Source organism: Nocardiopsis sediminis, assembly GCF_042650565.1.
In the GTDB taxonomy this organism is placed as follows: Bacteria; Actinomycetota; Actinomycetes; order Streptosporangiales; family Streptosporangiaceae; genus Nocardiopsis_B; species Nocardiopsis_B sediminis.
In genome coordinates this window covers 15294-27317 of sequence record NZ_JBHSBH010000006.1, presented here as the reverse complement: position 1 = coordinate 27317, position 12024 = coordinate 15294, and the positions used below count along the sequence as shown (strand labels likewise).

The window sequence follows — 12024 nt, the reverse complement described above, 5'->3', positions numbered from 1 at the left end:
GCTGGCCGACGGCCTGCTCGCCGCGGCGCCAGCGTTCGGCCACCGGATGCCCGAGCTTTTCGGCGGGACCGACGCGCGAGCGGGCGCACCGGTACTCGCCTACCCGGCGTCGTGCCGCCCTCAGGCGTGGTCGGCCGCGGCGGTGATCGCGCTGCTCACGTCGGCACTGCGGCTGAGCGCCGACGTACCGGCGGGCGTCCTGCGGGTCGACCCCGACCCGGCCTTCGCCCACTGGTTCCCGCTGAGCGTCCGCGACCTGCGGATCGGCGGCCACCCGCTGCACATCGAGGTCGACGCGCACGGAAGGGCGACGGTCGAGACGACGTCACCGCTCCGCCTTGAAGGAAGCGCCGTCAGGGCCGGTTCCCCCGCCGTACCGGCATAGCAGCGCACTACTCGTCACGGCGAGCCGGCGAGCGTGCGGAGGCGGCGCCGCCCACGGCCGAAGGCCCCCTCCGCGGGGCCGTTGGAGCGGAGCGAGGAGGCGAGCGTGACCAAGGAACCCGGTCCCGCGGCGCGTGCCGCGGGACCGGGCGTCCACCGCCGAAGCGTCCGCGGACGCACACGTACGCCCTCGTCGGCGTCCTCTAAGCTCTCTGTTGATCCACCGATGATCCGCCGCCGCGCCGCCGGCACGCGGCCGAGTCGCCTTCCACTGCGCGGCGCGACCACCAGGGAGGGGCCGGCGCATGAGCGGTGCCGATGAACGGGTCCGGCCCGTCGACCTGGCGCGGATGGTCGGCGTCTCCACCCAGCAGATCCGCAATTACCTCGACAGCGGGGTCCTGCCCCAGGCTCCGCGTACCCCGGCCGGGTACCGCAAGCTCGACGCGCGCCACCGGCGCGCTCTGCTCGCCTACCGGGCGGCCGGGCAGGGCTACGGGTGGATCCAGGCCCGGGAGATCATGCAGGCCGTCCACGACGGCGACCTCCCGCTGGCGCTCTCCCTGATCGACGCCTGCCACGCCTCGCTGCACGAGCAGCGGGCTTCGCTCAAGGCCACCGGGGAGGCCCTCGAAGCGGTCGCGGAGGAGGCGCCCGACCCCGCCGCGGCGCCGCGGCCGGGCCTGCGGATCGGTGAGGTCGCCGCCTACCTGGGCGTGCGCACATCGGCGCTGCGCGTGTGGGAGTCGGCCGGCCTCGTGATCCCCAAGCGCGACCCCGCCACCGGCTACCGCACCTACGGCCCGGCCGACGTCCGCGACGCGCGCATGGTCCGCATGCTCCGCCAGAGCCGCTACCCGCTCCCGCAGATCCGCCCCGTCCTCGACGGCCTGCGCCGCACCGGCAGCAGCGACGCCCTCCGCGCCGCCATCACCCGCCGCCGCGAAGCCCTCACCCACCAGGCCACCGCAATGCTCGAGGCCTCCGCCCTCCTGCACGCCTACATCACGGACGGGTAGGGCCCCTCGGCGATGCGCCGGACCTCATCCCGGGTGGTCGACCACCCCCGGATCCGTGTCCGATGGGGCCGGCTGAGGGCTGGGGGTATCCGCGACCTGGCCGTCGCGTTCGAAGAGGGGGGAGAGGACGAGGGCGGTCTTGGTGTGGGAGACGTAGGGGAGCGCCGTCAGGCGTTCCAGGACGTTCTCGAAGTGGCGGACGTCGGCGGCGCGGATGCGGAGGAGGGCGTCGGCGTCGCCGGTGATGGTGCAGGCCGCGACGACCTCGGCGATGCGTTCGAGGTCGGCGGCGAGGAGGTCGGGGCGGGGCTGGCCGCTGCAATGCAGTTCCACGTAGGCCTCGGTGCCCCACCCGAGGGCGGCCGGGTCGACCACCGCGGTGAACCCGGTGATGGCCCCGTTGGCCACGAGCCGCGCGACCCGCCGCTGGGTCGCGGGGGCCGATAGGCCGATCACGGAGCCGATGGCGGCGAAGCTGCGCCGGCCGTCCTGACGCAGGATCCGGATGATCTGTTCGTCGAGCGGGTCGAGGCGCATGTCCCAAGTCTGACGCAGCGGGGCGTGGCCTGGACGGACGATCCGCCCCTCCGGCCGCAGAATTGCTCAAGGGGGCCTGGTCGGCGCGGCGCCGCCGGGCGAGCGAGGGCCGGGCCGCGGTGCCGCCGGGCGAGGGCCGGGCCGCGGTGCCGCCGGGCGAGGGCCGGGCCGGGATACCGCCGGTCGGATCCCGGTACCGCCGGCCGCGTCCGATTGCGGTACAGCCACGAGATCCGGTGCGCCGCCGCCGGATGCAGCAGCGACGAAGGACGACGAGGGGCACACACCATGAGCGGACGATCCGTCACCCACGCCACGTTCACCATCGAGCGCGACTTCCCGGCCACGCCGCAGCGCGTGTTCGCCGCGTTCTCCGTTCCGGCGACCAAGGCGCGCTGGTTCGCCGGGCCCGATGAGTGGGGCAACTCGGCGTTCGAGCTCGACTTCCGGGTGGGCGGGCGCGAGTTCAACCGCGGCGGCCCCAAGGAGGGGCCGGTCCACACCTTCGAGGCCGTCTTCCAGGACATCGTCCCCGACCAGCGGATCGTGTACAGCTATGACATGCGCGCCGACGACACGCGGCTCTCGGTCTCCCTCGCCACCCTCGAGTTCCACCCCGAGGGGACGGGGACGCGGCTCGTGCTGACCGAACAGGGCGCCTACCTCGACGGCCACGACGACCCCGGCCTGCGCGAGCGGGGCACGCTGGTCCTGCTCGACTCCTTGGCGGCCGAGCTGGAGCGTCCCGCCGGTTCGTGAGCCACCCGCCGGTGGCGCGCGCCGCGCACCACGGCCGCGGCGTGCACGGCGGCGACCTGGGTCGCCGCCCCCACAGGCGCGGGCGCCTTCACACCCCGCTGCGGTGCCGGCGGAGCGCCTCGACCAAGGGGGCCAGTTCGGGGTTGCGCTGGGCCGTGTCCAGCACCTCGGCGAGGGACGCCTCGTTGGTGGGCCGGGCTTCGGCCAGCAGCCGGTGGCCGGCCTCGGTGACGGCGGTGTGGATGCCGCGCCGGTCGGTGTCGCAGATGACCCGTTGCAGGAGGCCGCGTTTCTCCAGGCGGCCGACGAGCCGGGTGGTGGCGCTCTGGCTGAGGACCACCGCGTCGGAGAGTTCGTTCATGCGCATCTTCGCCTCGGGCTGATCGCTCAGTGCCGCGAGGACCGAGAACTCGCGGACGCTCAGCCCGTGCCCGGCCTGGAGATCCCGTTCGAGGTGCGCCTCGATGGTGTTGTGCAGCAGGGACAGCGCACACCACCCCTGGGCGAGGACCGACCGGGGGGTGTCGTCGACGGCCGTGCCGTTCATGTCGCGCCTCCTGCCCGCGTTCCGGATGCCGCACCGCCGCGCTTCCAGCGGTCCGCGCCCCCAGACTACCCCCGTTTGCAATATAAGGCGTTTGCAACTACATGCTTGTGCATATATTGTCCTGCGAGGTATCCGGCGCAGACAACGATATGGATCCCCTATGCCACTCGCACTCTGGGCGCTGGCCATCGGCGCCTTCGCCATCGGGACGACGGAGTTCGTCGTCACCGGTGTCCTCCCCGAGGTCGCCGACCACTTCGGCGTCTCCCTGTCCGCCGCCGGCCACATGGCCACCGTGTACGCAGCGGGCGTGTTCATCGGCGCCCCGCTGATGACCGCGCTGGGCACGCGCGTCGAGCGCAAGCGCATGCTCGCGGCCCTGATGGTCCTCTTCGTCATCGGCAACGCGGTCACCGCCGCCGCGCCCGCCTATGGCCTGCTGCTCACCGGGCGGGTGGTGGCCTCGTTCGCCCACGGCGCGTTCTTCGGGATCGGCGCCGTCGTCGCCGCCGGCCTGGTCGCACCCCACCGGAGGGCGGGCGCGATCGCGGCCATGTTCACCGGGCTGACCGTCGCCAACGTCATCGGGGTCCCCGCGGGCACACTGCTCGGTCAGCACGTGGGCTGGCGCGCGACGTTCACCGCCGTCGCCCTCCTCGGTGTGCTGGGCCTGGCCGGCATCCTCGCCCTGGTCCCGCGAGGCCCCAGGCCGGAGGGAGCGAGCATCCGCCCCGAGCTGGCGGCGCTGCGCAACCCCCAGGTGCTGCTCGCGATGGCGATGACCGTTCTCGGGTTCGGCGGCCTGTTCGTGTCCATCACCTACGTCGCGCCGATGATGACGGACGTCGCCGGGTTCCCGGCGTCCGGCGTCACCTGGCTGCTGGTGCTGTTCGGCCTGGGCATGGTCGCCGGCAACGCCGTGGGCGGCAGGCTCACCGACACCGCCCCCGTGCCCACGCTCTACATCGCGCTGAGCGCCCTCTCCCTCAGCCTGCTCGCCTTCACCTGGGGCGCGCACAGCATGGTCGCCTCGGCCGTCCTGCTGTTCCTGATCGGCGCCTCGGCGTTCGCGACCGTTGCCCCGCTGCAAATGCGGGTCATGGACAAGGCCGCCTCGGCGCCGACGCTCGCGTCGGCCCTCAACATCGGGTTCTTCAACCTCGGCAACGCCATCGGCGCCTGGCTCGGCGGGTTCGCGATCTCCCTGGGGTGGGGGCTGACCTCCCCCAACTGGGTCGGCGCCCTCCTGCCCGCAGGCGCTCTCGTCCTCGCCGTCGTCGCCGCCTCCCTCGACCGCCGCGGCACCGCCACCGCCACCTCCGCCCCGGGCACCGGGACGGCGCCGGCACCGGCGGTGCACGGCTGATCCACGGTTCCCCACCGGCAGGGTCAGGCCGGACGCCCGTCGACGGCGGCGACGGCGGCCTCGGCGAGTTCGGTGGCCGAGGGGCGGTCGAAGACGATGGCGGCGTCGATCGCGGCGCCGGACCAGTCCTCCAGGACCGCCACGAGGGAGACGGCGCTCTGGGAGTCCAGGCCGTAGGCGCTCAGCGGCAGGTCCGGGTCGATCTCGCCGGGCTCCATCACGAGCAGGTCCGCGAGGTGGCGGCGGATCACCTCCACGACCGCGTCGACGGTGACGCGCTCCGGCCGTGCCCGGGTCACCGGCTCGACCAGCTTTCCAGGACGGGGAGGGACCCCGAGCGCGCCCGCGCGGCGCACTCCCTGCGCTGGATCTTGCCGCTGGTGGTCCGCGGGACCGCGCCCTTGCGCACGGCCAGCACCGTGACGGGGGCGGGCAGCACCCGGGCGGCCGCGATCCCCGCTGCGCGGACCGCCGCGCGCAGCGTCCCGGGGTCCCGTTCCGCGGTCCCGAGGACGACGACCACCTCCGGCCCGTCCTCGGTCAGCGTCCAGGCCGCGGCCGGCTGATCGGCGAAGGCGGGGTGCGCGGCGGCGGCCACGGCCTCGGCGTCCTGCGGGTAGTAGTTGATGCCGCCGATGATCAGGACGTCCTTGATGCGCCCGGTCACGAACAGCTCCCCGCCGGAGAGGAACCCGAGGTCGCCGGTGCGGACGTAGGGCCCGTCGCCGCCGATGCCGCCGGCCCCCGCCAGGCGCGCCCCGAAGGTCTCGGCCGACGCCTCGGGCCGCCGCCAGTAGCCGTGCCCGTTGCTGGGCGAGCGCACCCAGACCTCCCCCACCGTGCGGTCGGCCAGCGCCGTGCGCGTCCGCGGGTCGACGATCCGCAGGGTGGTCCCCGCCGTCGGGCCCCCGTTGCCGACGAGGTCGACCCCGGCGCCCGGGTCGCCGGTCTCCACGACCCTGCCCTCGGCGAGCAGGGCCCGGTCCGCCCGCAGGACCGGGACCGGGTCCCGTGACGCACCGATCGTCACCACGAGGGTGGTCTCGGCCATGCCGTAGCCGGGGCGGAAGGCGTCCCTGCGGAACCCCGCCGCGGCGAACGCGCCGGCGAACCGGTCGAGGGTCTCGGCCTGGACCGGTTCGGACCCGTTGCCCGCCAGCCGCCACGGCGACAGGTCAAGCGATGCGCGGTCGGCCGCGCTCGTGCGGCTCACGCACAGGTTGTAGGCGAAGTCGGGCGCGGCGCTGAAGACGTCCTCCTGCGCGGAGATCGCCCGCAGCCAGGACGACGGGTCGCGCACGAACGCCGTCGGCTCCATGCGGACCAGGTCGGCGCCGGAGATCAGCGGCAGCGCCAGCCCGGTGCACAGCCCCATGTCGTGGAAGAGCGGCAGCCAGCTCACCACCGTGGTGCGGCGGGCCACGCCGAGCCGGTCGGCCAGGGCGGCCTGGTTGGCGACCAGGTTGCCGTGGCTGATCACGACGCCGCGCGGGTCGCCGGTGGATCCGGACGTGTACTGGAGCAGGGCGGTGGTCTCCGGCGCGAAGGCGGCGGTGTCGGGGTCGGCCGGGGCGGCTCCGTCGTCGGCGGCCACGGGGACCACGGGCACGCCGGGCAGGACGTCCGGCCCGGCTTCGGGGAGCACGGCCGCGCGCGGGGCGCAGTCGCGGTGGATCGACTCCAGGCGGCCGGCGGCCGCGCCGGGGCGCGTCTCCGGCACCGGTACCGCGATCATGCCCGCGTACAGGCACGCAAGGAAGCCGATGTGGAAGGCGAGGCCGGGCGCCGCGGGCAGCAGCACGCGGTCGCCGCGCCGCCCGTGGGCGCGCAGCCGCGCCGCGACGGTCCGGGCCCTCAGGTCCAGTTCGGCGGCCGTCAGCCGCTCGGCGGCGGCGCCGCCCCTGCCGAGCGCGGTCATCAGTGTCCGGTCCGCTTCGGGACCGGAGGCGGCCGAGCTCAGGGCGGCGACGATCGTCGCCGCGCGCTCCCGCGTGGGCCCGGAGGCGCTCATCGTGGTCTCGCCCATCACACCCGTCCGTCGTCGCCGGCCAGCCATCGGGCGAACGCGTCCTCGTCGGGCAGGACGACGCTCGAGCAGGCCAGAACGGCGAGGTTCTGGCGCATCGGGGTGATCGCCACCACCGTCCGCCCCGCCCGGTGGGCGCTGTACATCTCCGCCGCGGTGCCCATGCTGGCCTGGTGCCCGGGCAGCCAGGCCACGCACACGTCGCTGGCCGCGGCGAGGTCGGTGAGCCGGTGGAAGACCGCGACCAGCTCGGTGAGCCCGTCGTCGAGGTCCTCGCGGCGCACGACCGCCCGCCCGGCCAGCGCCCCGTGTGAGGCGCGGATGGCGTCGGTGCGGTCGCCCAGCCAGCCGTCCATCAGCTCGCCCGGATCGTTGACGACGGCGTCGGGGTGGCGGTGCCGGATCAGGCCGCCCAGCCGGGCGCGGTAGCCCTGGTCGGCCAGCTCGGCGCCCTGCCGCGACCCCTGCATCACGCCCGCCAGGAAGAAGGATCGCGGTCTCACTCGTCCACCGCCGCGTACTCGGGCATGGCGGGGCCGTCCGCCGGGGCGACGCGGGCGTGGATCGCCGCCGCCTCGAGCAGGATCTCGGCCACGCGCTCCGGCGTCTCCCCGACCGCCTCCGCGACCAGGGCGAGGCCGGTGTCGAACCCGCGGGTCCCGGGACGGCTCACCACCCCCTGGTTGTCCTTGGTCAGCAGCCCGTCGGCGGAGGGTGCGGCGCCGTCCGAGCGGCCGGTGAGCGGGAACACGACCTCGCGCAGGTGGAGGTCGCCGGGGTGGACCACCCGGATGGAGACGTTGTTCTGCTCCGGGTGCGTCAGCAGCGGGCGGACCGTCTCCTCGGGCGGCGGCACTTCGGCCAGCCCGCCGCCCATGCGCAGGGTGAAGGCCCGGGACACGGCGTTGTGCCCGCGCCGGGGGCTGAACCTGACGTACTCCAGCACGATCTCCGCGCGCTCGAGCCGCCAGGTGGCGCGGACGCGCGCGGGCGCCGGGGTGCCGTCGGCGCGCACGCGCACCGGGAAGGCCTCGGCCACGGTGCGCACCGCGCCGTCGTCGTCGGCGTCGGCCCGGTTCAAGACGAGGGGGACGCGGTGCAGCAGGTAGGGATCGAGCACGGTGATCCGCGCACCCTCGGCGTAGACGGCCGCGACGTGGCGGCCGTCCACGAGATAGTCGGCCTGCGCCCCGCTCCGGTCGCCGACGAGCCGTCCGACCTCGAAGGACTGGAATGCGCACGAGGCGCCGAGGCGCCGCGGAAGCTCCCCCGCGCCGAAGTACTCGTGGAATTGGGCGGCGCTGTTGTAGGGAACCTCGACCAGCACCTGTTCGAGCGCCCCCGCCCGGACGAGATCCGGATCCGTCAATTCCGGTGGCGACGTCACGGTCTCGCCCCGCTGTCAATACCGTGTTCACACTGATAGTCCACTGCTGATATCACCGACTGCCCCCGTTGTATTCGCCGCATTCCCCCAGGGACGGTAAGGCGGGACACCAGATCCGGGGTACCCCTAAACGACCCCTACGGCCCGAGGTACACCACTACCGTCCACTCGCGTACCAGGGGCATCGGCGCCACCATGTCCGGACGAAGAATGCCCCACCGTGCGAATCGCCGGGTTGACCAGCGAGAACACCATCTTCTCCGAAGGAACTTCGCAGACGAGTTCTCCCGGGGCACTCCGCGGCGCGATCCCGCGGATCCGGATTACGGGCCTGCCGCGTGCGGCCGCCGGGCGCTTATCGTGGGCGTTGAAAACACCGTGAACATCAGCCGACGAGCGCCACAACCGGCAAAAACGCACCCGGCGCCCGCCGGAGGGAGGAAGGAACCACCATCACATCGGCCACCACGGGAAACTTCCCTGACAGAACAACCTTCAACCAACCCGCGCACGAGGCCGACCTCCACGGCTTCCAAATCTTTCCGGATCCGTTATCCTATTTCCGGCCCTTGATCATCTGAGTAAGGTTGGCGACATGAGTCACATTCAGGTGATTCCGAGCCGGAAGATTACCGAAAGCTACCGCGCCATCTCACGCCTGGATGATGCGGTGGCCACCTCGAGTGCGCTCAGGCGAACACGGCCGCACGCGGCGGTCCGACATCCGTAGCGCCACCCATCCCCACCACTGAGACCACCAGGGCGGCCAGGGCGAATGCCGAGTGCACCACCTCCGGGACCCCTCCCAGGGGCACGCGGCACCCAGGGCCATCCGACCCCCTGGTTACCATCCTGTGATAGGCGGGATCCCCACAACCCGCCCTCCCGAGCAGACCCGCCGGGCGAAGTCGAAATGAATCAGGTCACTTTGTGGGCCCACCCGGTCCACATTGGCGCGAAGAGGAGTCAATATCATAAGGCAAGGAAGGGACAGATCGGCGTGCGCCGAATATCCCGGACCCACGAGGTCCGTTTCGGATACGCACCGGCCGCCCCCATCCTTGTTCGCGATCGATCCTGGGGACGACACGGAACTGTTCTCCCCCGCCTGCTTCCTTGCAGATCTTCCTCCACGGTCACAAAGGCGAAGGGAAGTCAATGCAGTTCGCCGAACGCGAATCCGAGATCAAGGTCCTCTCCTCCATGCTCGCCACAAGCGGGCAGGGGAGGGGCGGAGCCGCGCTGATAACCGGGCCAGCGGGGTTCGGCAAGACCCAGACGCTCCACTCCTTCGCGGGCACCGCCGCGAAATCGGGGGTCACCCACCTGAGCGCCACATGCCTCCGCAATGAGCAGAACATTTCGCTGGGCGTCGTCCATCAGATCCTCCAGGCCCTCGGCGGCGTCCTCGGTGAGATCCCGAGTTCGTTGAAACGCCTGCATGAGGCCGCGTTCAGCGCGACCCCCGAAGGGATCAAGCCCGACGACCTCAACTGGATCGGAGTCACACAGGGACTATGGGAGCTCATCACGAGCCGCGCCAGGCAAGGGACGGTCCTCCTGACCATCGATGACATCCATTACGCCGACTCGATTTCATTTGAAATAATCTTACATTTCATCAACCGAATCCACACCGAGAACATCCTCATGGTGTTCACCTCAAATGAAGGACCCAACGGAGTTCCGTTCCGTATTCAAACGGACCTGATGTACCACCCCAACTGCCATCGCCTACGGATTTCCCCGTATTCCCGGGATGCCGTCTCCCGCATCGCCCAGCGGCACCTCGGCACCGCCCCCGACTCCCCCATCTCCGAGCAGATCCACCGGGTCAGCGGAGGAAACGCCCTCCTCGCCCACTCACTGATCGACGACCAGCGCAATGCCGCCGGCGCCCCCGGCGGCCTGGTGGCGGCCGATGGCTTTTCCGGCTCCATACGGACGCTTCTCCGCCGTATCGGGCCCACCACACTGCGCATCGTGCACGCCAGTGCGGTGCTCGACACCTTCGCGTCGCCCTCGCTGCTGGCCGACATGCTCTACATCAAGCGGGAAACGGTCTCCGGAACCCTGGATTGGCTGACCGCCATCGGGCTGTTCGGGCCGGACGGCTTCCGCCACCCCGCCGCGAAGGCCGCGGTCCTCGACTCCATCGAACCCGAACTCCACCGCGAACTGAACGGACGCGCCGCGCAGGTGCTGTACACGCGGGGCATACAGGCCACGGTGGTCGCCGGCCACATCGTCGACGACTCCACGCTCAACGCCCCCTGGACGATCGACGTCCTGCGCGAGGCGGCCGACCAGGCGCTGAGCACCAGCGAGTACGAGCTCGCGGTGCGCTACCTGCGCCACGCCGTCCTGCTGAGCTCGGGCGACGAGCGCGTCTCGCTCACCTTGGCGCTGGCCAAGGCCGAATGGCGGATCAACCCCGCGTCGGCCGTCCCCTACACCCCGATGCTGCTGCGAGCCGCCCGCGACGGCCGGCTGCACGGCGGCGACATCCACTGGCTGCTCATGTGCATGCTCTGGCACGGCCAGAACGACGAGGCGATGGACCTGCACGCACTGCTCCAGCAGGCCGCGACGGGCCAGGCGCGCGAAGGCGGCGACGCCGCCGTGTGGCGGCTGGCGGCCGAGCACTGGCTGGCCGCGACCCACCCCCCGGTCCTGCACCGGCTGCGCGGCAGCTACCGTCCCTCCCCCATGGGCGACGGCAACGATTTCCTGCTGACGGGCCTGTACGGCAAAGCGGTCATGACGCTCACCACCACCCTCCAGGACACCGTGAACGAGGGCGCGCTGAAGACCGCCGAGAAGGTGCTGCGGTCGGTCCAGCTCGAAGGCTGCAACATCGAGCCGGTCGAAGCGGCCCTGTTCTGCCTGGTCTACTCCGACCGCACCGACCAGGCGGCGGAACTCGCCGAGGCGCTGTTCACCCTGGCGCAGCGCCGCGGCTCCCCCACCTGGGTCAGCGCGCTGGCGGCCTTCCGCGCGCACATCGCCGAACGCAGGGGCGAACTGCTGGAGGCCGTCAAGTACGCGCGGATCGCGCTGGAGACCCTGCCGCAGCGGAGCCTCGGGGTGCTCGCGGCGCTGCCGCTGGCCACCCTGATCGAAGCGCACACCGAGATGGGCGAGTTCGACGAAGCCGAGCAGTATCTTCGGCATCCTTTGCCGGAGAGCGCTCTCCACACGCGTTACGGTCTCCACTACCTCGCGGCGCGGGGCCGCTACCACGTCAGCGTCGGCCAGCCGCACACCGGGCTGGCCGACTTCATGAAGTGCGGATCGCTGATGCGCTCCTGGGAGGTCGACACCCCGCTCCTGGTCCCCTGGCGCCTCGGCGCCGCCGGGGTGTCGGTCGTGCTGAAGGAGGACGCCCGGGCGCGCAAGCTCCTGGACATGCACTACGCCCATCCCCATGGCGACTCCCCCCGGATCCGCGGGTTCGCGCTCATGGTGCTCGCGTCCACCAAGGAGCTGCGCCACCGTCCCGCGCTGCTGCGCGAGGCGATCGACCTCTTCCAGGAGGGCGGCCACAGCCTGGAGCTTGCACACGCGCTGGCCCGGTTGAGCAATTCCCTGGCGACCCTGGGCGAGACCGTCAAGGCGCGGCTCATCGGCCAGCAGGCCGACAGCCTCAGCGAGCAGTTCCACGCCGAGCCGCTGCGCAAGGAGATCGCCGACGCCTTCGAGAAGGGGTTCACGGCGCCCACGGGCCCCAACGCCCGCAGCACACTGAGCCCGGCCGAGTACCGGGTGGCGTCGATGGCGGCGCTCGGCTACACCAACCGGGAGATCTCCAAGAAGGCGCACATCACGGTCAGCACGGTCGAGCAGCACCTCACCCGGATCTACCGCAAGCTCAACGTCAACGGCAGGGACGACCTCCCGCTCCTGTACTCGGCGAAAGAGCTCAGGGCGGCGAGCAGGGCGATCTCGGGGACCGAAGCCCCCCGGCGCATCCCCGGGTCGGCATCCGTGGCCGGCTGA

10 protein-coding genes and 1 pseudogene are annotated in these 12024 nt (G+C 72.1%); 5 read left to right on the top strand and 6 right to left on the bottom strand.

What is annotated here, in order from left to right; translation table 11 throughout:
- Together ACFOVU_RS08685 and ACFOVU_RS08680 are read left to right on the top strand one after the other, a co-directional pair.
- Window positions 1-385 (top strand): annotated as a pseudogene (locus ACFOVU_RS08685) (hypothetical protein); the annotation flags it as partial.
- Between the two features lie 304 nt (window positions 386-689).
- Window positions 690-1403, top strand: a complete 714-nt coding sequence (locus ACFOVU_RS08680; protein ID WP_378531647.1) for a MerR family transcriptional regulator — start codon at window positions 690-692, stop codon at window positions 1401-1403.
- A gap of 24 nt (window positions 1404-1427) precedes the next feature.
- Here the strand turns inward: ACFOVU_RS08680 and ACFOVU_RS08675 are convergent, their stop codons facing one another.
- Complete coding sequence (locus tag ACFOVU_RS08675) at window positions 1428-1940, bottom strand: Lrp/AsnC family transcriptional regulator (RefSeq protein ID WP_378531646.1); 513 nt, start codon at window positions 1938-1940, stop codon at window positions 1428-1430.
- Window positions 1941-2228: 288 nt separating this feature from the next.
- Here ACFOVU_RS08675 and ACFOVU_RS08670 point away from each other — a divergent pair, with 288 nt between their 5' ends.
- Window positions 2229-2699, top strand: a complete 471-nt coding sequence (locus ACFOVU_RS08670; protein ID WP_378531644.1) for an SRPBCC family protein — start codon at window positions 2229-2231, stop codon at window positions 2697-2699.
- An 88-nt stretch (window positions 2700-2787) separates the two neighbouring features.
- Here ACFOVU_RS08670 and ACFOVU_RS08665 read toward each other — a convergent pair whose 3' ends face one another.
- On the bottom strand, window positions 2788-3246 hold the full coding sequence (locus tag ACFOVU_RS08665) for a MarR family winged helix-turn-helix transcriptional regulator (protein ID WP_378531642.1): 459 nt from the start codon (window positions 3244-3246) through the stop codon (window positions 2788-2790).
- A gap of 160 nt (window positions 3247-3406) precedes the next feature.
- Here ACFOVU_RS08665 and ACFOVU_RS08660 point away from each other — a divergent pair, with 160 nt between their 5' ends.
- Window positions 3407-4612, top strand: coding sequence for an MFS transporter (locus tag ACFOVU_RS08660; RefSeq protein WP_378531640.1), 1206 nt, complete (start codon window positions 3407-3409; stop codon window positions 4610-4612).
- 23 nt (window positions 4613-4635) lie between these two features.
- Here the strand turns inward: ACFOVU_RS08660 and ACFOVU_RS08655 are convergent, their stop codons facing one another.
- Genes ACFOVU_RS08655 through ACFOVU_RS08640 form a run of 4 tightly spaced genes read right to left on the bottom strand, consistent with a single transcriptional unit; the run spans window position 4636 to window position 8007 of the window.
- Window positions 4636-4911 carry an acyl carrier protein gene (locus tag ACFOVU_RS08655; RefSeq protein ID WP_378531638.1) on the bottom strand — a complete coding sequence of 92 codons (276 nt, stop codon included), beginning with the start codon at window positions 4909-4911 and terminating at the stop codon, window positions 4636-4638.
- Window positions 4908-6638 carry a fatty acyl-AMP ligase gene (locus tag ACFOVU_RS08650; RefSeq protein WP_378531636.1) on the bottom strand — a complete coding sequence of 577 codons (1731 nt, stop codon included), beginning with the start codon at window positions 6636-6638 and terminating at the stop codon, window positions 4908-4910. Before ACFOVU_RS08650 ends, ACFOVU_RS08655 begins: the two co-directional genes overlap by 4 nt.
- Entirely contained in the window at window positions 6638-7141 is a 504-nt protein-coding gene (locus ACFOVU_RS08645; protein ID WP_378531635.1) for a hypothetical protein, read from the bottom strand. Before ACFOVU_RS08645 ends, ACFOVU_RS08650 begins: the two co-directional genes overlap by 1 nt.
- Window positions 7138-8007 (bottom strand): hypothetical protein, encoded by an 870-nt coding sequence (locus ACFOVU_RS08640; RefSeq protein WP_378531633.1) that lies wholly within the window; start codon window positions 8005-8007, stop codon window positions 7138-7140. Before ACFOVU_RS08640 ends, ACFOVU_RS08645 begins: the two co-directional genes overlap by 4 nt.
- A 1176-nt stretch (window positions 8008-9183) precedes the next feature.
- On the opposite strand from ACFOVU_RS08640, the gene ACFOVU_RS08635 reads away from it, so the two are divergent.
- Complete coding sequence (locus tag ACFOVU_RS08635; RefSeq protein WP_378531631.1) at window positions 9184-12024, top strand: helix-turn-helix transcriptional regulator; 2841 nt, start codon at window positions 9184-9186, stop codon at window positions 12022-12024.